The sequence below is a fragment of the Inhella proteolytica genome (assembly GCF_016093275.1).
Taxonomy (GTDB): domain Bacteria; phylum Pseudomonadota; class Gammaproteobacteria; order Burkholderiales; family Burkholderiaceae_C; genus Inhella; species Inhella proteolytica.
Genome location: NZ_JAEDAK010000002.1, coordinates 424,597 through 447,641, shown reverse-complemented (window position 1 = coordinate 447,641; position 23,045 = coordinate 424,597). Strand labels below are relative to the sequence as shown.

Genomic DNA, 23,045 nt, shown 5'->3' with positions numbered 1-23,045 from the left:
CATCCCCATGGTTTCCAGAAGAGGTTTTCTGCAAGGCGCGGGCGTGGCCAGCGCGGCGGTCTCCACGGTGGCGATGGCCGCCTTGCCCGAGCCCGTCATCCAGACCAGCGCCGACACCCAGCCGCCGCTGCTGCCGCCCAACGGCCGGCCCTACAACCCGGTGGTGACGCTGAACGGCTGGACCGCGCCTTGGCGCATGAAGAACGGCGTCAAGGAGTTCCACCTGGTGGCCGAGCCCGTGGTGCGCGAGATGGCGCCCGGTTTCAAGGCGCACCTGTGGGGCTACAACGGCCAGAGCCCCGGCCCCACCATCGAGGTGGTGGAGGGCGACCGCGTGCGCATCTTTGTGACCAACAAGCTGCCCGAGGTCACCAGCGTGCACTGGCATGGCCAGCGCCTGCCCAATGGCATGGACGGCGTGACCGGTCTGACCCAGCCCGCCATCCCGCCCGGCAAGACCTATGTGTACGAGTTCGTGGCGCGCCGCCCCGGCACCTTCATGTACCACCCGCATGCCGACGAGATGGTGCAGATGGCGATGGGCATGATGGGTTTCTGGATCACGCATCCGAAGGGACGCCACCCGCACATCGACCCGGTCGAGCGCGACTTCTGCTTCCTGCTCAACGCCTACGACATCGACCCCGGCGCCTACACGCCCAAGGTGATGACGATGCTGGACTTCAACCTCTGGAGCTGGAACAGCCGCATCTACCCCGGCATCGACCCCCTGGTGGTGCGCCACGGCGACCGCGTGCGCCTGCGCGTGGGCAACCTCACCATGACCAACCACCCCATCCACATCCATGGGCATGAGTTCGTCATGACCGGCACCGACGGCGGCCCCGTGCCCAAGAGCGCGCGCTGGCCCGAGGTGACCTGCGACATCGCCGTCGGCCAGATGCGCCAGCTCGACTTCCTGGCCGACGAGGTGGGCGACTGGGCCTTCCACTGCCACAAGAGCCACCACACCATGAACGCCATGGGCCATGGCGTGCCCACGATGATCGGTGTGGACCACACCGGCCTGGCCGGCAAGATCAAGAAGCTGATCCCCGACTACATGGTGATGGGCGAGCGCGGCATGAAGGACATGACCGAGATGGAGATGCCGCTGCCCGAGAACACCGCGCCCATGATGACGGGCGAGGGACCCTTCGGCGCCGTGGGCATGGGCGGCATGTTCTCCGTCATCAAGGTGCGCAAGGACCAGAAACCCGGCGACTACAAGGACCCCGGCTGGTTCCAGCACCCGCCCGGTACCGTGGCCTACGAACTGCAGGGCGAGGCCCCGGCCCCAGCCCGCGCCGCCAGCCCAAAGCCGGCCGCGCGTGACATCGAGGTCCAAGTGCGCAAGCCCGGCCAGCATTCCCATTGAAAGGATTCCGCATGAAATTCCTCCCCCTGCTGCTCGCCGCGCTCTTCAGCGCCGGCGCCGCCCAGGCCCATGGCCCCAAGCACCACGCGCCGGCCGCAGTCAAGAAAGAACAGAAGGACTGGGGCATTGCCGGCACGGCCAAGGGCGCGCGCACGGTCGAGATCGTCATGACCGATGCCATGCGCTTCCAGCCCGCCCACCTGGACGTGCGCGAGGGCGAGACCCTGCGCCTGCGGGTGCGCAACCAGGGCAAGATGCTGCACGAGCTGGTCATCGGCACGCAGCAGGAACTGGACGCGCACGCCGCGCTGATGCTCAAGTTCCCCGACATGGAACACGACGAGCCCTATATGGTCCATGTGGAGCCGGGCAAGACCGGCGAAATCGTCTGGACCTTCAACCGCGCGGGTTCCTTCCAATTCGCCTGCCTGATTGCCGGCCACTACCAGGCCGGCATGGTGGGCACCCTCACCGTGAAAGCCAAAGGAGGCTGATCATGAAACGACGCCATGCACTGAGCGCGCTTGTGGCGCTGGTCGCCGCGCCCGTCGGGGCCCAGGGCGCGCTGCCCAAGGTCGAGGTCTGGAAAGATGCCAACTGCGGCTGTTGCAAGGACTGGATCGTGCATTTGCAGCAGCAGGGCTTCCAGGTGGAGGCGCACGACACCGGCAACGCCGCCATGCGCCGCAAGGTCGGCATCCCGCAGGCCCTGGGCAGCTGCCACACTGCCCAGGTGGGCGGCTACGCCATCGAAGGCCATGTGCCAGCGCGCGAGATCAAGCGCCTGCTCAAAGAAAAGCCCGAGGCCGTGGGCCTGAGCGTGCCCGGCATGCCCGTGGGCTCGCCCGGCATGGACGGCCCCGTCTATGGCGGCCGCAAAGACCCGTATGAAGTGCTGCTGGTCCGCAAGGACGGCAGCACCCGCGTGTTCCAGTCCTACTCCTGAGTGAAACCCTTCATGACCAAGACCTTGCTGCTGGCCCTGCTGGCCAGCCTTTCCCTTTCGGCCGCAGCTGCCGATCTCACCGAGGCGGAGGTCAAGAAGATCGACGCCGACCAGGCCAAGATCACCCTCAAGCATGGCGAGATCAAGAACCTCGACATGCCGCCGATGACCATGGTCTTCGGCGTCAAGGACAAGACCCTGCTCGCCAAGGCCAAGCCCGGCGACAAGGTGCGTGTGCGCATCGAGAAAGACGGCGCCCGCTACGTGGTGACCGTGCTGGAGGCCGCACCATGAGGGCCGCTCTGCTTGTCTTGAGCCTGCTCGCCGCGGGCGCGGCCCAGGCCGACATTGCCGAGATCCGCTGGGATGCGGAAGGCCGTGCCAAGCAGACCTTCGACGTCGCCCCGGGCAAGTTCGCCGAGTACTGCGGCAAGCTCAACAAGGACCAGAGCGTGCGCTGGTCCTTCGAGGCCGGCGCGCCGCTGGACTTCAACATCCACTACCACGTGGGCAAGGCGGTGGAGTACCCGGCCAAGGCCAAGGGGGTGGCGGCGCAGCAGGGTGAATTGAAGGTTGCGCTGGACCAGGACTACTGCTGGATGTGGAGCAACAAGGGTGGGGCGGGGGTGACGCTGAAGGTGCAGTTGGAGCGCTGATCGGGCATCTGCACCGGCGTGCCGGAAAGAAAAAAGCCGCGCCTAGGGCGCGGCTTTCTTCGAGGGGAGTGGCTCAGCGAGCCTGCTTGCGACGGCTGGCTGCACCCAAAGCGGCCAAGCCGAAACCGACCAGCAGCATGGAGGCGGGCTCGGGGACTTGGCCGATCGGGGTGCCACCCACGCCGGCAAAGCCGAAGTAGAACGTGGCCGGCGTGCCCGTTGCACCATTGCCGAAGCTCTGGCCGAGGGAGTAGACCTCGGCCTTCATGGCCGTCAGGTCGGCCAGAGCGCCGATCTCGCTGCCCTGGGCGCCATAGAAGATCTCGAAGACTTTCGACTCACCGGCGGCCAGCGTACCGAAGGTGAACACGAACTGAGCGCCGTGGTCGGCCGGGCCGTTGTCGGCGAAGTTGACGTTGGTGGTTCCGGCGACCAACTCGCTGTCCGGAGCCATCGGGTTGCCGGCCGCGAAGCCGTTGTCGTTCGAGAAGAACAGTGCGGAAGCACCGACACCTTGCAGCGTCACCAACTCAGCGAACTCCGAGGGCGGGATGTCCCAGTCCATCACCCGCGAATAGCGAACGTCGTTCACCGCGCTGTTGCTGGTGTTGGTGATCGTCACTTGCGTGCGGAAGCCGTTGGTGCCGGCAAAAACGCTGTAGGCCTGCGAGATCGTGAGGCCGGGGACGCTTTGCAGGTAGCCGTTCGAAGTGGCCACGCCGCCGGCATAGCTGAAGGACGTGAAACCGATGTTGGCCGAACCCACATTGCCGTTGGTGTAGCCGCCCTGGCCATTGCCGGCCAGGCCCCAACCTTCGCACAGGCAACCGGGGGTGATGCCGTCGCCGACACCGGCTCGCGTAATGCCGACACCCGAGAAGCCGAGGCGACCGTCGTCGGTGACCCCGATGCTGGTGCCGCCATTGACCAGCACCGCGCCGGCCGTTGCAGAACCGGAGAAGACAGCCAGACCCATGGCGAGAGAGACGCCCGCAACCAGCTTGGAAGACCACGAATTCACGTTACAGCTCCATGTGATGAGAAGATTGAGCCGGTTCTAAAGCACGTGTCGTGCCAGATTTGCTTTGACTATTGAGGCTCCTGGAGTTATCGATATGCCCAGCTGCGCCGGTGCAACGGGTGTGTCAATCGTCTCGACGGTCATCTGTAAGCAGTTGCTTCGTTGCGTTAACTGAATCGGTCGACCAAGCGGCGTGACTGATGCGGACCGCCCACCAGGGCAAGGCGGATCGTTTTCGTGGGCGCTTGCGGTGGATCAGAACCCCGGCGCATCGCCCGCGCACAGCCGAGCGCCGCGAACCGCTTGCTGCACCGCAGCGAATAAACTCCGCCGCGTTGGTGCTCGCTCCCGCCCTCAAGCGGCAGCAGTTCAACGGGAATCAGGAAGGGCCGGGCCGCACCGGTACCAAGCCCCAACCTGAGCTGCCCCCGCAACGGTAAGCGGACGAAGGCCTGCAACAGCCTTCCGCTCCTGTCGAAGCCACTGGACCTCGCGGTCTGGGAAGGTCACAGGGGTTGTTCCGTCAGCCCGGATACCGGCCAACGAGGTGGCGCGCCCGCAGGGTGCGCTTGGGTGCGCGGCTGCGGGGAAGCGGCGGCGCACGTTGTCTGTGTGTGCATTCCATGTTCTGTCTCCCTTCGGGCCGTCGCGCCTGCAAAGCCCCTGCGGCTGCCGTGGCGCTGGCCGCCTCCCTGTTCTGCGCCGCCGGCGCGCAGGCCCAGGTCTCTTCCCTTTCTCAATCCCTGTCCTCCACCCAGCTGGACGCCGTGGTGCTGACCGCACAGCGCCTGCCGCAGCGGGTGGACCAGGCGCTGGCGCAGGTGACGGTGATCGACCGCGCCGAGATCGAGGCCCAGGCCGGCCGTACGCTGGTGGAGCTGCTGGCCGCGCAGCCGGGCATCCAGTTCTGGTCCAACGGCGGGGCGGGCAAGCTCGCCACCGTGTCGATGCGCGGGCTCGAGGGCCGCCACACCCTGCTGTTGATCGATGGCGTGCGCTACGGCTCCGCCACGGCCGGCATTCCGATCTGGGACAACCTGCCGCTGGATGCGGTGGAGCGCATCGAGATCGTGCGCGGCCCGCTCTCGGCCCTGTACGGCAGCGACGCCGTGGGTGGCGTGGTGCAGATCTTCACGCGCAAGGGCACGCCGGGCCTGGCCCTGCATGGCCGCCTGGCCGCTGGCTCGCACGGCCAGCGCCAGGCCGCGGCCGGCCTGCGCTGGGCCGCCGGGCCCTGGGAGGCGGCGCTGGGCCTGCAAGCCTCGCGCGACGACGGCTTCTCGGCCACCAATGCGCGCGCGCAGTTCGGCAACCACAACCCCGACCGCGACGGCTTCGACCAGGATGCCGTGAACCTGCGCCTGGGCCTGCAGCTGGCGGGCGACTGGCGCCTCGAGGCCCTGGCCCTGGACAGCCGCGGCGAGACCCAGTTCGACGACGGCCCCGGCCGCGACGCCCGCGCCAAGCTGCGCAGCCAGGTGCTGAGCCTGCAGGCGTCTGGAACGCTGGCCAGCGGCTGGCGCCAGCGCCTGCGCGCCGCACGTGCGCTCGATGAGAACGACACCGTGGTGGGCGCCTTCGGCACCGGCCTGACGGCCAGCACGCAGAAGCAGCTGAGCTGGGAACACAACCTGGCCACGCCGGTGGGCGAGCTGCTGGGCGTGCTGGAGCGCAACGAGCAATCGGTGCAGCGCCCCGGCGCGCCCTATGCGGTGACGCAGCGCACCATCACCGGCCTGGGGCTGGGCCTGAACGGCCGTGCCGAGCGCCACCACTGGCAGCTGGCCGCCCGGCGCGACCGCAACTCGCAGTTCGGCGGCCAAACCACCGGCTCGGCCGCCTATGGGCTGGACCTGAACGAGCAGCTGCGCGCCACCGCCTCCTGGGGCAGCAGCTTCGCGGCACCGAACTTCAACCAGCTCTATTTCCCCAACTTCGGCAACCCCAAGCTGCTGCCCGAAGAGGGCACGCACCGCGAGCTGGGTCTGCGCTGGGTGCAGGGCACGCACCAGGTGCGCGTCACGGCCTTCGAGCACCGCATCCGCGGCTACATCACCTCGGGCCAGAACCCGACCAATGTGCCGCGTGCCGAGATCGAGGGCCTGAGCCTGGGCTGGGAGGCGAGCTGGCAGGGCGGCTGGAGCCTGAACGCCTCGCTCGAAGCCCTGAACCCGCGCAACCTCAGCAACGACAAGCTGCTGGTGCGCCGCGCCAAGGAACATCTGCGCCTGGCGCTGCAGCGCGACCTGGGCGCCTGGACGGCCGGGGCCCAGCTGCGCAGCGTGGGCGACAGCTACGAGAACGCCACCAACACGATGAAACTGGACGGCTACACCGTGCTGGACCTGCACGCCCAGTGGCGCCTGGCGCCCGAGTGGGCGCTGGGTCTGAAGCTCAACAACGCGGCCGACGTGGCGTATGAAACCGCCTACGGTTTCAACCAGCCGCGCCGCGAGTGGCTGCTGACGCTGCGCTACGGTCGCTGAAGCCCAAGACGAAGGGGTTGCCGCATGAAGTTCTGGATCGCTTGCCTGCTCGGGTTCTGGTGCGTGCTGGCCCCCGCCCAGCCCCTGGTGCTGAAGGACGACCGCGGCAACACCCACACCTTGAAGGCGCCGCCGCAGCGCATCGTCTCGCTGCTGCCTTCGCTGACGGAGGCGGTGGCGGCGCTGGGCGGCGCGCCCAAGCTGGTGGGGGTGGACCGCTGGTCCAACTGGCCCGCGCCGGCGCTGGCCGGCCTGCCGCGCCTGGGCGGTCTGGACGATGTGCAGATCGAGACCATCGCCCGGCTCAAGCCCGATGTGGTGCTGGCCTCGGTGGCCTCGCGCTCGCTGGACCGGCTCGAGGCCCTGGGCTTCACGGTGGTGCGGCTGCGCTCGGAATCGCACGCCGACGTGCGGCGCACGCTTGGACTGGTGGCTCAGTTGCTGGGCCAGCCCGCGGCGGGTGAGCGGCTGTGGGCCGAGGTGCAGCAACGCATCCAGGCCGCGCAGGCGCGCGTGCCGGCGGGCTTGCGCGGGCAGAGCGTGTACTTCGAGATCGGCGGTGGGCCCTACGCCGCCGGTCGAACCTCTTTCATCGGCGAGACCCTGGGGCTGCTGGGACTGCAGAACGTGGTGTCTGCGGAGCTCGGGCCCTTTCCAAAGCTGAACCCGGAGTTCGTGGTGCGGGCGCGGCCGGGGGTGGTGATGGGGGTGGCGAAGGAAGCGAGCGGCTATTCGGCGCGACCGGGGTGGTCTTCGGTGCCGGCCTTGCAGCTTCAGCGGGTGTGTGCCTTTCCGAGTGAGGTGTACGAGATGCTGATTCGGCCGGGGCCGAGGTTGGGGGAGGGGGCGGAGGTGGTGGCGGCTTGTTTGGAGCGGCTGCGGTGAGTGCTGAGCTGTGTTCGGTGCAGCCCGCAGGGGGCTTCACCCCCGCGACAGCCCGCTTGCAAGCGGGCTGTCCTTCGGCAGGGGTCGCAAGGCCCGCAGGGGCCTTGCTCGCTCCTGCCTCAGCCCTAGGGGCGAACTGTGATGGCGGTGCTTGGGCTCACACTGACACGAGCCCTCCTCTGACTTCGACGGGCAGGACGACGAAGGCGCCCGGAGTACCGGTCGTCCCGGGCAGCGAGGACCATGGCCTCCGCGCTCCGAAGAACAGAGCCCCAATCAGCGCCCAGCCATGCCAAACCACTCGTTGGGGGTCTGTTCATCGCAGAGAGCCCGTGATGGTTTGCGGTGGTCTAGTCGGCCGGTACTCCGGCCAGCTTAGCGGGCAGGTTTTCGCAGTCCCAGGAGGGGTGTGGGAGCCATGTGAACCGGACGTGCAGTCGCGGCCGACCCTAGGTCGGCTGCGTGCATTCAGCGCCTTTCTTTTCCCCCCTTTGCTTTGGCGCAGCAAAGAAAAGGGGGTCGGGTGCAGGGGTGAAGCCCCTGCGGGCGCCCACAAAAACAAGCCGATGCCATGAACACTCTCTCCATGGCCCTCCCCATCGAAAACCCTGCCCAACAAAGGCGCCAGCGCCTGAGCCTCACCCTGCTCGCGCTGATCGCGCTGGCCCTGCTGGCGGGCCTGATGACCGGCTCCAACGGCTTCGCCCCCCTGCAGTTCTGGCAGGAACTCCAAGGCGAACAGGCCGGCCTGATCCTGGGCGAAATCCGTGCCCCGCGCAGCCTGGGTGCCGCGGCCGTGGGGGCCTTGCTCGGCCTGGGTGGCGCCATCGCGCAGGGCCTCTTTCGCAATCCGCTGGCGGACCCGTATCTGCTCGGCTCGGCCTCGGGCGCCGGCCTCGGGGTCGTGCTGGTGATGGCCGGCGCCACGCTCGGCGGTTGGAGCCTCAGCCTGGCCACGTTGGCCTGGATCGAGCGCGTCGGCCTGGTGGGCGCGGCTTTTGGTGGCGCGCTGGCCGGCGTGGCGCTCACGCTCAGCCTGGCGGCGGGCGCGTTGCACACCCTGCGCCTGCTGCTGGCCGGCGTGGTGGTGGCGGTGCTGCTCGGGGCGGTGTCGGATCTGATCACGCTTGTTTCGCCCGATGCGCTGCGCGGCAAGCAGGCGTTCTTGCTCGGCAGCACCAGCTTCCTGGGCTGGCCTTCGCTGGGCCTGATGGCCCTGGGTTGGGGCGTGGCGCTGCTGCTGGCGCTGCGCCTGGCGCGCGCGCTGGATGCACTCACCCTGGGCGAGGAAAGTGCGGCCAGCCTGGGCCTGAACCTGCCGCGCGTGCGCCTGGGCCTGGTGCTGGCGCTGGCACTGGCCACGGCGCTGGCGGTGTCGCAGACCGGGCTGGTGGGTTTTGTGGGCCTGGTGGCGCCGCATCTGGTGCGCCGCCATGCGCCGGGTCCGCATGCCTGGCTGCTGTGGGCCAGCAGCCTGATGGGGGCCTTGCTCTTGCTCGGGGCCGATGTGCTGGCGCGCGCGGTGATCGCGCCGCAGGAGCTGCCGGTGGGCGTCGTCACCGCCGTGGTGGGCGGCGCCTATTTGTTCGTGCTGATCCGCAAACGGAGCCTGACATGACGCCGCGCCTGCAAGTGCAAGATCTGCAGCTGGCCCTGGGTGGCCGCCCGGTGCTGCGCGGCGTGGACCTGCAGCTGGACAGTGGCTGGACGGCCATCGTCGGCCCCAATGGCGCGGGCAAATCGACCCTGCTGCGCGCCCTGGCCGGCCTGCTGCCGGCGCAGAGCGGCCAGGTGCTGTTGGATGGCCGCCCGCTGGCCCGTTGGACGGCCGGCGAGCGCGCGCGCCGCCTGGCCTGGCTGGCCCAGCTGGGCGATACGACCGGCGAGCTGAGCGTGCGCGAGACCGTGGAGCTCGGGCGCATTGCCCACCTGGGCCTGGGCGGCACGCCGGGCCCGCGTGATGCCCAGGCCGTGGCCCAGGCCATGGCGCTCACCGAATGCCAGGACTGGGCGCTGCGCCGCCTGCAGGAGCTCAGCGGCGGCGAGCGCCAGCGCGTGCTGCTGGCGCGCGCCCTGGCCACCGAGGCGCCGCTGCTGCTGCTGGACGAACCCACCACCCACCTGGACGCGCCGCACCAGGTGGCCTTGGCACGGCTCTTTCGCCAGCTGGCCGCACGGCCCGGCCACGCGGTGGTGACGGTGCTGCACGAACTCTCCATCGCCCTGCAGGCCGACCACCTGGTGGTGATGGCCCAGGGGCAGGTGGTGGCCCAGGGCCCTTGTGCAGATGCGGGCGTGCAGCGCGCGCTGGAAGCCGTGTTCGGCCAGGCCATCCGCATCCGCCCCGGCCCCTGCGGCCGCCCGCAGGTGGCCCTGAACCTGGACGAGCCCAGCCATGCAGATTGAAGCCCCACCCACCCATGCCGGGGCGCCCAAGGCGCAGGGCGAGCGCCGCGGCCTGGTGCTGGTGCACACCGGCCCCGGCAAGGGCAAAAGCACGGCCGCCTTCGGGCTGGCGCTGCGCGCGCATGGCCGCGGCAAGCCGGTGCACATCTACCAGTTCATGAAAGTGCCTAGCGCCCGCTTTGGCGAGCACCGCGCCTTTGCCCAGCTGGGTGTGCCCATCGAGGGTCTGGGCGACGGCTTTTCCTGGAAGAGCCGCGACCTCGAACACTCGGCCGAGCTGGCACGCCAGGGCTGGGCCCGGGCCGAGGCCACGCTCCGCGCCGGCCAGCACTTTCTGGTGGTGCTGGACGAGATCACCTACCCGCTGCGCTACGGCTGGCTGGCGCTGGAGCCGGTGCTGGCCTGCCTGCGCGAGCGCCCGCCGCAGGTGAACGTGCTGCTGACGGGCCGCGGCGCGCCGGCCGAGCTGATCGAGCTGGCGGACACGGTGACCGAGTTCGGCCTGGTCAAGCACCACCACCAGCAAGGGGTGCCGGCACAGCGGGGGATCGAGGATTGAAAGCCGCCATTTCCTGGAGCGGCGGCAAGGATTCGATGCTGGCCTTGCTGCATGCGCGTGAACAGGGCCTGCAGGTGCAGAGCTTTCTGAGCTTTCTGGAGCCCGATGGCCGCAGCAAGAGCCACGACCTGCCCAGCCGCTGGCTGCAGGCGCAGGTCAGCGCCCTGGGCGGCCAGTGGCTGGGCGTGCCGGTGCCGCCCGGCGGCTATGGCGAGTCCTTCAGCACCCAGCTGGCGCTGCTGCGCGCCAGCGGCCACCAGGCCGTGGTGTTTGGCGACATCGACCTGCAGGCCCACCGCGACTGGATCGAGCCGCGCTGTGCCGCTGCCGGCCTGCGTGCCGTCTTTCCGCTCTGGGGCTTGCAGCGCCGCCAGCTGGCGCACGAGGTGCTGGCGCGCGGCATCCGCGCCTGGGTGGTGTGCGTGGACCTGGGCCGCCTGCCCGCCACGTTTTGTGGCCGCGCTTACGACGCCGCCTTCCTGGCCGAACTGCCCGAGGGCGTGTGTCCGGCCGGCGAGGAGGGCGAGTTCCACAGCTTTGTGTGGGATGGCCCCGGCTTCGCCGCCCCGCTGCCGCTGCAGCCCGGCCCGGTGCGCATCCTGCCCAGCCGCCCGCCGCTGCGGCCCACCGAGTTCGCCTTCTGCACCCCGGAGGCGGCATGACGCGCACCCTGATCGTCTGGGGCTGCAGCAGCGGCGCGGGCAAGAGCTTCGTGGCCACGGCCCTGTGCCGCTGGGCGGCGCGGCGCGGCCTGCGCGTGGCGCCCTTCAAGGCGCAGAACATGAGCAACAACGCGCGCGTGGTGCCGCTGGCCGATGGCGGCTGCGGCGAGATCGGTGCGGCGCAGTACTTTCAGGCCCTGGCCGCCGGCGTGGCGCCCACGGTGGACATGAACCCCGTGCTGCTCAAACCCGAGGCCGACACCGCCAGCCAGGTGGTGCTGCAGGGCCGCGTGGCGCGCGAACTCAGCCGCATGCCCTGGCGCGAACGCAGCCCCGCGCTGGCCGCCGCCGCACGTGAAAGCTTCGAGCGCCTGGCCGCGCAGCACGATCTGATCGTGGTGGAAGGTGCGGGCTCGCCGGCGGAGATCAACCTCGCCCCGCAGGATTACGTGAACCTGCACACCGCACGCTGGGCACGCGAGCTCGGCCCCACCCAGGCCCTGCTGGTGGCCGACATCGACCGCGGCGGCGCCTTCGCCCACTTGCACGGCACCTGGGCCCTGCTGCCGGACGACCTGCGCCCGCTGCTGCAGGGCTTCGTGTTCAACAAATTCCGCGGCGACGCCAGCCTGCTCGCCCCCGGCCCCGCGCAGCTGCAGGCGCTTACCGGCGTGCCCCTGCGCGCCGTGTTGCCCATGCAGCGCGACCACGGCCTGCCCGAGGAAGACGGCCTCTATGCCACCGAAGCCCAGGGCAGCGGCCTGCGCATCGCCATCGTGGCCGGGCCGCACATCAGCAACCTCGACGAATTCCACCCCCTGAGCCGCCTGCCCGGCGTGGAGCTGGTGTGGGCGCGCACGGCCGGCGCGCTGCGCGGCGCGGACTGGGTGCTGCTGCCCGGCTCCAAGCAAGTGCGGGGCGACCTGCGCTGGCTGCGCGCGCAAGGCCTGGAGCCCGCGCTGCGCGCCCATGAGCAGGCCGGCCGCCCGCTGCTGGGCATTTGCGGCGGCCTGCAGATGCTGGGCCAAAGCCTGCACGACCCCGAGGGCGTGGACGGCCAGCCCTATGCCGAGGAAGCCGGCCTGGGCCTGCTGCCGCTGCGCACGCATTACCAGGCGCCGAAGCGCCTGCTGGCCGGTGCGGTGCGCTTTGGCGCGCCGCAAGGCCCCTGGGCCGCGCTGGCCGGCGTGCAAGCGAAGGGCTACGAGATCCGCTGCGGCCACACCGAGGCCGAAGCCGCCGCCGTGCTGCACGGCTCCGATGGCCAGGCTATCGGCTGGCAGCAGGGCACGGTGCTGGGCCTCTACGCCCACGGCCTGTTCGAAGACCCGGCGGTGCTGCGCGCGCTGTTCGGCCAGCGCGTGCCCACGCTGGACCAGGCCTTCGAGCAGCTGGCCGACCTGGTCGAGGCACAGGCCGGACTGCGTGAGCTGCTCGACTGACGCTCGCACCATCGCTTTTCGCACTGGCTTGCGTATGGACGACTTCCTAGGATCGCCCGCTTTGCCATGCAGCTCAGCTCCCTCAACCTCGGCCAGCCCCGCGATCTGGGCCCCACCATCGCCATGCCCAGCGGCGCCTGCAAGCTGCCGGTGGCCGAGCCGGTCTGGGTGGACGCCGAGGGGCTGACGGGCGATTTCATCGGCGATCGGCGCCGCCATGGTGGCGCCGATCAGGCGGTCTATCTGTTCAGCCAGACCGACTTGGACTGGTGGGCGCAGGAACTGCAACGGGACGACATCGGCCCTGGTTTCTTTGGCGAGAACCTGACACTGTCCGCCGGCTGGCCCGAGCCCCGGGTGGGTGACCGCCTGGCCATTGGCGCGCTGCGGCTGGAGATCAGCTTTCCGCGCATCCCCTGTGCCACGCTGGCGCTGCGCGTGGGCGACCCGCGCTTCCTGAAGGCCTTCGTGGCCGCGTGCCGGCCGGGTTGGTACGCGCGCGTGCTGGTGCCGGCAGCCGTGCAGGCGGGCATGCCGGTGGTGCTGGAGTCGCGGGGCACGGGCCCGAGCTGCGCGGCCTTGTTTGCCGCCTGGCATGCCTCGCCGCGCCCGGCTGATTTGCTGCGCCTCGCGCTGCAGGCACCGATTGCCGAGCGCGGCCGACGCGCTTTCGAGCATTGGCTGCAGCAGCCGGTTGCCTAGGGTCGCTCGATACTTGCGCTGTGCAAGTGCGACCTTGGCATGTCGATCCGAAGACTCCGCAATGCCCTGCGCTTCGGCGCCTCCCTTTGGCCCAGCCTGCTCCTGCTGTTGGCGGCGCTGGGCTCGCTCGCGCTGGCGGATTGGCAGGCCCTGCAGCGCTTGGAGCGTGTGTCGGAAGTGACCGAACAGCGCGCCCGGGCGCGCAACGGCCGTCTCTTCTTGGCCCAGACGCTGTCGCTTCACAAGGATCTGGAGACTGGCGTCCGCGGTTTCGTCATCACCGGACGCGAGGACTTCCTGCTGCCTTACACGCAGGCGCTGGCTGATCTGCCAGCGCTGCAGCTGCAGCTGCGTGCCAGCCTGAGCCTGCCGTTGCCCCCGGGGATGACCTGGGAGGAGCTGGAGCAGCTCAGCCAGCAGCGCCAGCGCTTGCTCACCGACACCGTGGCTCTGCGCCGCAGCCGTGGTCTTCATGTGCTCGAAGAGCAGCAGCTGTTCGAGCAGGGCAAGCAGGCCATGGACGCGCTACGCGAGCGTTTTGCACGCCTGGACGCGCACCAGCTGGGACGCATCAACTCCCTGCATGCCCAGGTGCAGACTCTGCGCGCCGAAGCCCAGCGCGCCAGCGCCCTCGCTACTGGATTGGGTCTGCTGCTGGCGGCCGCGGCCCTGACCCTGCTGTGGCGTGAGCGCCGCCGCCGCCAGCGCGCCCAGGCCGCGCTGCTGCGCGCCAATACCGAGCTGGATGCGCGCGTGGTGGCCCGCACCGCCGAGCTGGACGCCGCGCGCACCCAGATCACCGCCTTCGCCGCCCAGCAGGACCGCGCCATCGAGGCCGAACGCCGCCGCCTGGCGCGCGAGGTGCACGACCAGATCGGCCAGGTCTTCACCGCCATCAAGCTGATCGTCAGCGGCCTGCCGGCCACGGCCCTGCCGCCGCGCCAGGCGCAGGCGCTGGATCAGGCGCTGCAGCAGGGCGTGACCACCAGCCGGCGCATCACTGCCGAGCTGCGCCCGCCGCTGCTGGATGAGCTGGGCCTGGCCGCGGCGCTGCGCCACCACCTGCAGCAGGTCATCGAACCCGTAGGCCTGGCCACGCAGTTGGCGGTGCAGGACGACGCCCGCCTCACGTCCGAGCAGGCGCTCAGCCTGTTTCGCATCGCCCAGGAAGCGTTGACCAATGTGCTGCGCCACGCCAGCGCGCGCCAGGTGCAGATTGAGGGCGGCCTGAGCGCCGACGGCCGCCACTACCGCTTGCGCGTGCAGGACGACGGCGTGGGCCTGGGCGCCGCCGCCGCCCGCCCCGGGGCACTGGGCCTGACCGGCATGCGCGAACGCGCGGCCTGGCATGGCGGCAGCCTGGAGGTGGGCCAGGCGCCACAGGGCGGTACCCTGATCACCGTGACCCTGCCGCTGCAATCCTCCGATGAAGTTTCTGCTGATTGAAGACCACCCGATCTTCCGCATCGGTGTGCAGGCCCTGCTGCAGCGGCGCTGGCCCGAGGCGCTGTGCGTGGAATGCGGCAGCCTGCAGGACGCCCTGCAGGCGCTGCGCGAGCCGCCCGCCGCCACCCTGGCCCTGCTGGACCTGAACCTGCCCGATGCCGGGGGCGTGGAGGGCGTGGCCCGCCTGCTGCGCGCCGCCCCGGGCCTGCCGGTACTGGTGCTGAGCCTGAACGCCGAGCGCGCCTTTGCCGAGCGCGTGCTGCAGCTCGGCGCGGCTGGTTACCTGCCCAAGGACCAGGCCGCGGCCGACCTGGTGCGCGCCATCGAGCGCATCCTGCAGGGCGGCCGCTACCTGAGTGCGGACCTGGCCGAGCACCTGATGCAGCGCGTCGGCGGCCAGGCCCAGAGCCTGCCGCACCAGGCCCTGAGTGAGCAGGAGTACCGCGTGTTGTTGCTGCTGGCGCGCGGCGAGCGCGTGGCCGACATCGCCAGCACCATGCACCTCTCGCCCAAGACCATCAGCACCTACCGCAGCCGCGTGCTCGAAAAGCTCGGCCTGGGCAGCAATGCCGAGCTGGCGCGCTACTGCCTGGAGCACCAGCTGCTTGTAGGCGAAGGCTGACAGGCCAATCGGCATGCGCTGAGGCGCAAATCCGCCGCGGCTGCTGTCGCCCCCCCGGCGTTCGCGTGATCCTTCAGGGCAGAGGGAGCACGATATGAAACTGGCCTTGGTGGAAGACTCGCTGATGATTCGCGAGCAACTGGAATGGCGTTTCGAGCACGAGCCCGCCATTGACGTGGTGGGCTGGGCGGACACCGAGGACGCGGCCGTGGCCCTGGTGCAGGAGCGGCAGCCCGACGTGGTGCTGCTGGACCTGGGTCTGCGCCAGGGCCAGGGCCTGCGCGTGCTGGAGCGCGTTCGGGCCGCGGGCTGTGGGGCTCGCGTGCTGGTGCTGACGAACCAGCGCGGCGCGCACCTGCGCGAGGCCTGCCTGGGCCTGGGCGCGCTGGGCTTCTACGACAAGACGTTGGAGTTCGAGGACTGCCTGCAGCGCCTGCAATCCTGGCTGCCGCCCACCCCCGAGAACGAGCTGCAGCGCCTGGCCGCGCTGCAGGACACCGGCCTGCTGGACAGCGGGCCCCAGCCCCTGTTCGACCGCCTGACCCGCCTGGCCGCCGCGCTGACCGACACGCCGATGGCGCTCATCACCCTGCTGGACCAACGCCGCCAGTGGTTCCTGTCGCGCCAGGGGGTGGATGCGCCCAGCACCTCGCGCTCGGTGTCTTTCTGCGCCCACGCCATCCTGCAGCACGGCCTGTTCGAGATCAGCGATGCCCGCGACGACCCGCGCTTCCTCGACAACCCCCTGGTGCGCGGCGCCCCGCATGCGCGCTTCTATGCCGGCATGCCGCTGCGCCTGCCTACCGGCGAGGCTCTGGGCACCCTGTGCGTGCTGGACCGCGAGCCGCGCCAGCTCAGCGCCCTGCAGCGCGAGGCGCTGGAGACGCTGACACAGAGCGCCGTCTCCGAAATGGAGCTGCGCCGCCGCCTGCACCATCTGCAGACCGAGGCCCAGCAGCGCGCGCATGCGGAGGCCCATCTGCACCATCTGGCCACGCGCGACCCGCTCACCGGCCTGACCAACCGCACCACGCTGCGCGACCGCCTGGACCAGCAGCTGCGCCTGGCCCAGCGCCACCACCGCGGCCTGGCGCTCATCGTGCTGGGGCTGGACCGCTTCAAGCTCATCAACGACTCGCTCGGCCACGACGTCGGCGATGTGGTGCTCAGCGTCAGCGCCGGCCGCCTGGTGCAGGCCCTGCGCGACAGCGACACCGTGGCGCGCCTGGGCGCCGACGAGTTCGCCGTGCTGGTGCACGACCTGGATCAACCCGAGCAGGCCCTGGCCCTGGCCAGCAAGCTGCTGCACAAGCTGGCCGAGCCCATCGACATCGAAGGCCAGCGCCTGCAGGCTGCGGCCAGTGCCGGCGTGGCCCTGTTTCCGCCGCATGGCGAAAGCCCCGAGCTGCTGCTGCGCCATGCCGACCTGGCCCTGCTGGAAGCCAAGGCGCGCGGCGGCGCCCAGGCCCTGCTGTACGCCCCGCAGTTCGACGACCCGGCGGGCGCCGCGCTGATGCTGGAGCAGGACCTGCACCACGCGATTGACAACGACGAGTTGCGGCTGCACTTCCAGCCCCAGCTCTGGGCCGACGGGCGGCTGCGCGCCGTCGAGGCCCTGGTGCGCTGGCAGCACCCGCGCCTGGGCCTGCTGGGGCCGGACCGCTTCATCCCCTTCGCCGAGGAACGCGGCCTGATCGGCGCCATCGACGACTGGGTGCTGCGCCGCGCGCTGCAGCTCTTGAGCCGCTGGGATGCGCTGGGCCTGCCGGTGCCGCGTGTGGCCGTCAACCGCTCGGGCTGCGGGCTGCGGCGGGACCTGGTGGAGCGTGTGGACGCCGCCTTGGCCGAGCAGGGCCTGGACGGCACGCGGCTGGAGATCGAGATCACCGAAACCGCGCTGAGCGCCGATGGCGCCGAGGCCTTGAGCGTGCTGCACGCACTGCGCGAGCGCCAGATTTCGGTGGCGGTGGACGACTTCGGCGAGGGCTACTCCTCGCTCGGTCAGCTGCACCGCCTGCCCATCGATGTGCTGAAGATCGACCGCAGTTTTGTGCGCGACATCGGCGAGCCGCGCGCCAACGCCATGGTGGCTGCCGTGCTGGGCATGGCGCGTGCGCTCGGCCTGGGTACCCTGGCCGAAGGCGTGGAACAGCCGGCCCAGCAGCAGCTGCTGCTGGAGCTGGGCTGCGAGGCCCTGCAGGGCTTCGGCTGCTGCCGCCCGTTGGCGGACGAGCCCCTGCAGACCTGGCTGCGTGGCCGCGCGGCGGGCTGAGCGGGCCTGAGTGGGCATGAGCTGGCGTCCAGCGCGCTTCGGCGCGCCTTGGGCCGCATGAGCGCGCGCGGCTAGCCGCGCCCGCCGCGCGGGTCAAGCCGTTTTCACCCGAGTGATTCAGCCCCCTAGTCCCGCTTCGGCGGGGCTTGGGAAGACTGCACCTGCCGCTCGCCCCCCACCCCGGCGCGAACCGAGCCCCCCAGCAGGCTGCACCCCGGCCTGCCGCCACCGGCTGCCCCCGCCACCTGCCCCACCGGCGCGGCGGGCCTGCGCCGCCACCGCCTTTTCCCCCTTCCCGTTCCTGGAATCCGGAGTCTGGACATGCACAAGCCTTTGCTGCCGCGCCCCCGTGCGGCTGGATGGAGGGGCAGCTGCCCCGTACTCGGCGCCCTGGCCCTGGCCGCCGGCCTGCTGCTCGGCCCCACGGCCGCCCAGGCGCAGGCCGCGGCCCCGCAGGCCAGCGTTACCTTGGCCCCGAAGCGCGCCGAGCAGGCCGAGGCCCGCGCCGCTGCCGAGCGCGACTTCCAGGCCTTCGCGCGTCGCAGCCTGGAGGCCCATGGCGGCACGCTGCCCGAGGGCTTTCCGCTGCAGGTCAACGACCTGCAGGAGCTGCAGGGCGCCCAGCTGGGCCCGGGCTTCGAGGTCCACACCATCGAGCCGCAGGACCTGCTCGACCCGCGCGCCGAACTCAGCCGCATGGCCAGGCCCACGGGCACCTGGCGCTTCCTCATCCAGCGCGAAGGCCGTGCACTTGGCCTGGCCACCGTGCAGAAGTTCAACGGCCGCTGGGAGACCATCGCCTTCGGTGCCGCCGGGCTGGCCCAGGACGTGGACGCGCTGATGCACGCGCATGGCAATGCCGAGCGCAGCAACCTGCGCTTCATTCGCGTGTTCCAGGCGCAGTCCGACTTCCTGGAGGTGCGCGGCGAACGCGATGGCCGCGCCCGCTTCGCGCCCCTGGTGTCGGCCCGTCAGTCGCTGCTGCTGCAGGCGCGCGCGGCCCGTGCCGGCGCCCCGGCCGAGGGCCTGAGCGAGCCGGCCGAATTCATCGACGCCCTGCGCACCGCGGTGCGCAAGAACCTCGACAGCTTCCGATGAAGGAGCCCCGCGCATGCAAGTCAATCTGAACCGCGCCCTGCTGGCCGCCGCCCTGCTGCTGGCCGCTCCCCTGGCCCAGGCGCAATGGCGCACGCTGAACGTTCCGCTCACCACGCAAGAGCACAGCCAATGGTGCTGGTCAGCCTCCAGCAAGGCCGTCATCAACTACTACCGCACGCCGCCCAGCCAGTGCCAGATCGTCAACTGGGCCTACGGCATCAACTACGCCTGCGGCAACAGCAGCTTCAACTGGAACAGCTACGCCAACCAGCCCAACGCGCTGTACGGCTCGAACGGCAGTGTGCAGAACATCCTGAGCGCCTGGGGGGTCGCCAACTCGGCCTATGGCTACGCCTCGGCCTGGAACACGGTGGTCACGGACATCAACAACAACCGGCCCTTCGTGATGCGCATCGGCTGGCGAAGCGGCGGCGGCCACATCAAGGTAGGCCGCGGCTACGAGACCTACAACGGCACCAACTACGTCTACATCATGGACCCCTGGCCGGGCGAGGGGCAGGTCTACCAGACCTACAGCTACGCGGTGTCGAGCAGTGAGCACAGCTGGACGCATACGTTGAGGGTGACGCGGTAACGCCCCAGGCTCAAAGGCTTGCCCTTTACGAGAGAGCCCGCCGGGTCTCGGCCCGGCAGCCGGCCTACCTTCTTTGCTTCGCCAAAGAAGGTAGGCCAAGAAAGGCGACCCCGATGCCGGCGCCCCCGGCTGCGCCGGGGGTTCCCTGCGGTGCGCGAAGAGCGGGCCCAGGCCCAAAACTCACTTCGCTCACTGCGTTCGCTCCGTTCACACAGTTGGGCCAAGTCAGAGCACGAGGCGCGCTACGCGCGCGGGCCCGCTCTTCTGCACTCCTCGGCTTGGCATAGGGGAGGCTCCAAACAGCCAAACAGCCAAACAGCCGAATACCGAACAGCCCGCACTTCAACCATCGTGCCGTTTCCCGGCTGTTTGGCTGTTGGGGCTGCTGCCCCTATGCGCAGCCGAGCAGCACAGCTTGCCTGGGCCGCGTGCGCCAGCACGCGTTCCCTTCATGCTCGGCCCAACTGTGTGAACGGAGTGAGCGAAGCGAACGCAGTGAGTTTTGGGCCGGCCCAGGCAAGCGAGCAGCGCAGGGAACTCCGGCCATTGGCCGGGGCTGCGCATCGGGGCTTGACCTTTTGGTTCCTTTTGGGTCAAGCCAAAAGGAACTCGGCTGCCGGGACGAAAGCCGAAGGCTTCGGCGAAGCCAAACCCCGGCGGGCTCTCACGAACCGCAACAGGCGCCAAGAGGTGCAACAAGAGGCACTTCATTTCAACCCAACAACCGCCCCATCGCCACACCCCACACCAAACGCCCCGAACGGCAGCGTCGGTAACACCGCCGCGCTGTGCAGCACCAAGGGCTCAGGCGAGATGCGCGGAAACTCCAGCCTCTGTCATGCAACTGCCTTGATGGTCATGAAGCCGAGAATTCGCAAGCCTTTGCATTCGCTCACACCTGACGATTTCGACGCCTTCCCGCGCTGGACCTATGCAGACGATGAGGAAGGGGAGCCCGGGCAGGATGAATGCACCGTGCGTCCACTGGGGCAAACCGAGCACCCCTCACCGCTTCAGCAGGTCCATGTCCAAGCCGTCTTCTTCTTTCCCAATGGCCGGGTGCGCCTGGGAATGCTGACGCTCCATGCGGGTGACGATGTGGCTGGCCATCAGCCGAGTCTTTATGCGGCGGGCGAATGGGTGAACTTCTATTGGGGTGCCCGCGAGCCAGCCGGCCCTGCGCTCAAGGAGTCATCCAAGCGCCTGCGCGCGGTGGCGAAGGACCCATACCCTGTTCGCTATGTTTCGTCGCTCTGTGAGGCAGATGGGCGCCCGCTGGCTTACGGTGAGTTGCACGGGTTCTATTGGCTTGTCGACTGGCGGACGGGTGAGCTGCGAGTTCTGGCCTAGGTCTGTGCGTTGCGCGGCACGTGCCGCCCTAGGAGGCTGACTCGGCCTGGCCCCCACTCTTCAAGCATATGGTTCGCGGGCTCATCGCCTATTGGGCGCTGTGCCCCTGGCTTGTGTGGGCGAGGGCCTCAACCCAACAAGCGCCCCAACGCCACCCCCCACACCAAGGCCCCAAACAGCAGCGTCAGCAACACCGCCGCGCTGCCCAGGTCCTTGGCGCGTCCCAGCAGCGGGTGGTGTTCGATCGAGATCGCATCCGCCAGCGCTTCCAGTGCCGAGTTCAGCAGCTCCACCACCAGCAGCGCCACCAGCACGCCCCAGAGTGCCACCAGCTCCCAGGCGCCGCGTGCCACGAAGGGCGCGGCGATGGCCAGCGGGGTGACGAGCAGCAACTCCTGGCGGAAGGCGGCTTCGTGGCGCACCGCCGCGCGCAGGCCCTGCAGCGAGTAGCCCAGCGCCTTGCTGATGCGCTGCAGGCCGTTCTTGCTTTTCTGGGGGGCGAGGGGGGCGTCGTCAGCCATGTCCGAGATCCAGTTCGACGATGAAGCCCGAGTCCGTCTCGGGCAGTTGCAGGGTGCCGCCATGGGCGCGGGCGATCAGCGCAGCCAGGCGCAGGCCCAGGCCGCGCGCGCCGGTTTCGGCGCTGGCGCTGGCCAGGGTGGCGGCCAGGGCGGCGCGCTCGCTGGCCGGCATGCCGGCGCCGTCGTCGCAGATGCGCAGGTGCTGCGCGCCGGCGGCTTCCAGCCAGACGCTGCGTGCGCCGTGGCGCTGGGCGTTGTCAAACAGATTGAGCAGTGCGGCGGCCAGCAGTTCGGGGTCGGCGTTCAGGGGCAGGGCGGGGCCGGGGCGCAGCTCGACGCCGGGGGCGGGCAGCTGTTCGGCCAGGGCCTGGGCGTCCAGGGCCTGGCGTTGCAGCGGGGCCTCGCTGCGGAACAGGCGTAGCAGGGCCAGCACCAGGTGCTGCAGCCGCGTGGTAGCGGCGCGCAGGCGCTGCAGGCGCGGCAGGGCCTCGGGCGGGGCTTCCTTCAGCGCCACCGCCAGCTGGGCATCCATGCCCGCCAGCGGGGTGCGCAGCAGGTGCGCCGCCTGGGGGGCGAAGGCGGCCTCGAACTCCAGGCGCTCGGCCAGGCGCTCGCCATAGGCCTGCAGCGCGGCGTGGATGGAGGCGAGCTCACGGCGCTCGGGCTCGCCCAGGGCCTGCGAGAGCGCTCGCGGGCTGGCGCTGCGCGCCTGGTCGGCCCAGCCCTGCAGGCGCTCGGACAGGCGCGCCAGCGGCAGCAGCTCCTGGCGCAGGCGCCAGGCCAGCAGCGGCAGGCCCATCAGGCCCACGGCCAGGCTGGCCAGCACCACCATCCACACCACCTCGGTGCGGGCCTCGCGGCGCTCGGCACGTGTCTGCGCCACCACCAGCCAGTGGTGGTCGTCCAGCGCCTGACCGTAGACGCGCCAGCGCGGCAGCTGGCTGAAGCCGGCATGGGGCGCGGCTTCGGCCAAGCTTTTGTCCACCCCGCTGGAGCAGCGCAGCACGCGGCCGTGCTCGTCTTCCAGCAGCCAGGCAAAGCGCTCGCCCCCGCCCGCGGAGGCCGGCAGGGCCGGGCCGGCGTCGGGCAATTCGCGCAGCAGCGGCGCCAGGCCCTCGGCACTGGCACGCAGGGTGTCGTCCATCAGCTCGTCCACCTCTTCGTGCACGGCCAGTGCGGCGGCGGCGGCCATGCCCAGGGCCCAGGCCAGCACACCCAGACCGAGGGTGCGGCGCAGGCGTTGGACGATGCCGGGGAGGCGGGTGATGCTCATGGGCTGGGCTCCTGCAGCGCGATGCGGTAGCCCAGGCCGCGCTGCGTTTCGATGGCGCCGCGGCCGAGCTTGCGGCGCAGATTGGCTACATGCACTTCCAGGGCATTGCTGCTGGCGGGCAGGGTGTCGAAGCCCAGGGCCAGGCGTTCCAGATCGCTCTTGCTGACCCAGCGGCCGCGGCGGCGCAGCAGGGCTTCGAGCAGGCTCCATTCGCGCGCCGTCAGCTCCACGGCGCCGTCGGCGCCGCGCGCTTGGCGCGCGTCCAGATCGATCTGCGCGCCGCCGGCCAGGGTGTTGCCCTGGCTGGGCAGCTGGCGGCGCAGGCAGGCGCGCAGGCGCGCGGCCAGTTCCTCCGGGGCGAAGGGTTTGACGAGGTAGTCGTCGGCGCCGCCGTCCAGGCCTTCGATGCGGTCGGCCAGGGCCTCGCGCGCCGTCAGCATCAGGGCCGGCGTGCGCAGGCCCTGCGCGCGGCGCTCGCGCAACCAGGCCAGGCCGGAGCCATCGGGCAGCTGCCAGTCGAGCAGCCAGGCGTCATAGGGTTCGCCCTGCACGGCCGCGGCGGCCGCGGCCTGTAGCGTGAACCAGTCCACGACATGGCCCTCGGCGCGCAGGAAGTCGCGCAGGCCTTCACCCAGCACCCAGTCGTCTTCAAGGAGCAGCAATCGCATGGGCGGCAGCATAAGCAGCGCGTCGGCCGCCCCGCCGGCTTCAGCTTCGCTTCAGGG

Annotated in this window: 23 protein-coding genes and 1 riboswitch; of the genes, 19 read left to right on the top strand and 4 right to left on the bottom strand. The window is 70.3% G+C overall.

Annotation, left to right across the window (positions count from 1 at the left end):
• The first annotated feature begins 7 nt into the window (after positions 1–7).
• From I7X39_RS04620 to I7X39_RS04600, 5 genes are read left to right on the top strand one after another with little or no spacing between them, the layout of a single operon-like run.
• Positions 8–1,378 carry a copper oxidase gene (locus tag I7X39_RS04620; protein WP_198109790.1) on the top strand — a complete coding sequence of 457 codons (1,371 nt, stop codon included), beginning with the start codon at positions 8–10 and terminating at the stop codon, positions 1,376–1,378.
• Positions 1,379–1,389: 11 nt separating this feature from the next.
• The gene (locus tag I7X39_RS04615; protein ID WP_198109789.1) at positions 1,390–1,872 is read left to right on the top strand and encodes a cupredoxin domain-containing protein; all 483 of its coding nucleotides are present in this window, start codon (positions 1,390–1,392) and stop codon (positions 1,870–1,872) included.
• A gap of 2 nt (positions 1,873–1,874) precedes the next feature.
• Positions 1,875–2,324 carry a DUF411 domain-containing protein gene (locus I7X39_RS04610; protein ID WP_198109788.1) on the top strand — a complete coding sequence of 150 codons (450 nt, stop codon included), beginning with the start codon at positions 1,875–1,877 and terminating at the stop codon, positions 2,322–2,324.
• A gap of 12 nt (positions 2,325–2,336) precedes the next feature.
• On the top strand, positions 2,337–2,618 hold the full coding sequence (locus I7X39_RS04605; protein ID WP_198109787.1) for a copper-binding protein: 282 nt from the start codon (positions 2,337–2,339) through the stop codon (positions 2,616–2,618).
• Positions 2,615–2,980, top strand: coding sequence for a hypothetical protein (locus I7X39_RS04600; protein ID WP_198109786.1), 366 nt, complete (start codon positions 2,615–2,617; stop codon positions 2,978–2,980). The genes I7X39_RS04605 and I7X39_RS04600 overlap by 4 nt, the downstream gene beginning before the upstream one ends.
• Before the next feature lie 73 nt (positions 2,981–3,053).
• On the opposite strand, the gene I7X39_RS23615 is transcribed toward I7X39_RS04600, so the two are convergent.
• Complete coding sequence (locus tag I7X39_RS23615; RefSeq protein ID WP_198109785.1) at positions 3,054–4,001, bottom strand: PEP-CTERM sorting domain-containing protein; 948 nt, start codon at positions 3,999–4,001, stop codon at positions 3,054–3,056.
• Between the two features lie 319 nt (positions 4,002–4,320).
• A riboswitch (cobalamin riboswitch) is annotated at positions 4,321–4,559 on the top strand.
• A 116-nt stretch (positions 4,560–4,675) separates the two neighbouring features.
• Between I7X39_RS23615 and I7X39_RS04590 the strand changes: the two genes are divergently transcribed.
• The 14 genes from I7X39_RS04590 to I7X39_RS04525 all read left to right on the top strand — a co-directional run bounded on the left by I7X39_RS04590 (position 4,676) and on the right by I7X39_RS04525 (position 20,526).
• Positions 4,676–6,487: a TonB-dependent receptor domain-containing protein gene (locus I7X39_RS04590; RefSeq protein WP_198109784.1), complete on the top strand. Its 1,812-nt coding sequence runs from the start codon at positions 4,676–4,678 to the stop codon at positions 6,485–6,487.
• 24 nt (positions 6,488–6,511) lie between these two features.
• Positions 6,512–7,372, top strand: a complete 861-nt coding sequence (locus I7X39_RS04585) for an ABC transporter substrate-binding protein (protein WP_198109783.1) — start codon at positions 6,512–6,514, stop codon at positions 7,370–7,372.
• A 571-nt stretch (positions 7,373–7,943) separates the two neighbouring features.
• Positions 7,944–8,990, top strand: a complete 1,047-nt coding sequence (locus tag I7X39_RS04580) for a FecCD family ABC transporter permease (protein WP_232351698.1) — start codon at positions 7,944–7,946, stop codon at positions 8,988–8,990.
• Complete coding sequence (locus I7X39_RS04575) at positions 8,987–9,778, top strand: ABC transporter ATP-binding protein (protein ID WP_198109782.1); 792 nt, start codon at positions 8,987–8,989, stop codon at positions 9,776–9,778. The genes I7X39_RS04580 and I7X39_RS04575 overlap by 4 nt, the downstream gene beginning before the upstream one ends.
• Positions 9,768–10,337, top strand: coding sequence for a cob(I)yrinic acid a,c-diamide adenosyltransferase (cobO, locus tag I7X39_RS04570; protein ID WP_198109781.1), 570 nt, complete (start codon positions 9,768–9,770; stop codon positions 10,335–10,337). Before I7X39_RS04575 ends, cobO begins: the two co-directional genes overlap by 11 nt.
• Entirely contained in the window at positions 10,334–10,999 is a 666-nt protein-coding gene (locus I7X39_RS04565) for a Dph6-related ATP pyrophosphatase (RefSeq protein WP_198109780.1), read from the top strand. Before cobO ends, I7X39_RS04565 begins: the two co-directional genes overlap by 4 nt.
• Positions 10,996–12,441 (top strand): cobyric acid synthase, encoded by a 1,446-nt coding sequence (locus I7X39_RS04560; protein WP_198109779.1) that lies wholly within the window; start codon positions 10,996–10,998, stop codon positions 12,439–12,441. Before I7X39_RS04565 ends, I7X39_RS04560 begins: the two co-directional genes overlap by 4 nt.
• A gap of 66 nt (positions 12,442–12,507) precedes the next feature.
• On the top strand, positions 12,508–13,143 hold the full coding sequence (locus tag I7X39_RS04555; RefSeq protein WP_198109778.1) for an MOSC domain-containing protein: 636 nt from the start codon (positions 12,508–12,510) through the stop codon (positions 13,141–13,143).
• A 39-nt stretch (positions 13,144–13,182) separates the two neighbouring features.
• A complete protein-coding gene (locus I7X39_RS04550) occupies positions 13,183–14,589 on the top strand; it encodes a CHASE3 domain-containing protein (RefSeq protein ID WP_198109777.1) in 1,407 nt (468 codons plus the stop codon).
• Positions 14,570–15,211 carry a response regulator gene (locus tag I7X39_RS04545; RefSeq protein WP_198109776.1) on the top strand — a complete coding sequence of 214 codons (642 nt, stop codon included), beginning with the start codon at positions 14,570–14,572 and terminating at the stop codon, positions 15,209–15,211. The genes I7X39_RS04550 and I7X39_RS04545 overlap by 20 nt, the downstream gene beginning before the upstream one ends.
• A 94-nt stretch (positions 15,212–15,305) precedes the next feature.
• Positions 15,306–17,483 (top strand): two-component system response regulator, encoded by a 2,178-nt coding sequence (locus I7X39_RS04540; protein ID WP_198109775.1) that lies wholly within the window; start codon positions 15,306–15,308, stop codon positions 17,481–17,483.
• A gap of 321 nt (positions 17,484–17,804) precedes the next feature.
• A complete protein-coding gene (locus tag I7X39_RS04535; protein WP_198109774.1) occupies positions 17,805–18,581 on the top strand; it encodes a hypothetical protein in 777 nt (258 codons plus the stop codon).
• Positions 18,582–18,594: 13 nt separating this feature from the next.
• A complete protein-coding gene (locus I7X39_RS04530) occupies positions 18,595–19,176 on the top strand; it encodes a C39 family peptidase (protein ID WP_198109773.1) in 582 nt (193 codons plus the stop codon).
• Positions 19,177–19,746: 570 nt separating this feature from the next.
• Positions 19,747–20,526, top strand: coding sequence for a hypothetical protein (locus tag I7X39_RS04525; RefSeq protein WP_198109772.1), 780 nt, complete (start codon positions 19,747–19,749; stop codon positions 20,524–20,526).
• Between the two features lie 128 nt (positions 20,527–20,654).
• Here the strand turns inward: I7X39_RS04525 and I7X39_RS04520 are convergent, their stop codons facing one another.
• The 3 genes from I7X39_RS04520 to I7X39_RS04510 are packed head-to-tail and all read right to left on the bottom strand — an operon-like array spanning position 20,655 to position 22,988.
• On the bottom strand, positions 20,655–21,047 hold the full coding sequence (locus tag I7X39_RS04520) for a diacylglycerol kinase (protein WP_198109771.1): 393 nt from the start codon (positions 21,045–21,047) through the stop codon (positions 20,655–20,657).
• Positions 21,040–22,320, bottom strand: coding sequence for a sensor histidine kinase (locus I7X39_RS04515; RefSeq protein WP_198109770.1), 1,281 nt, complete (start codon positions 22,318–22,320; stop codon positions 21,040–21,042). Before I7X39_RS04515 ends, I7X39_RS04520 begins: the two co-directional genes overlap by 8 nt.
• Positions 22,317–22,988: a response regulator transcription factor gene (locus tag I7X39_RS04510; protein ID WP_198109769.1), complete on the bottom strand. Its 672-nt coding sequence runs from the start codon at positions 22,986–22,988 to the stop codon at positions 22,317–22,319. Before I7X39_RS04510 ends, I7X39_RS04515 begins: the two co-directional genes overlap by 4 nt.
• Between the last annotated feature and the right edge of the window lie 57 nt (positions 22,989–23,045).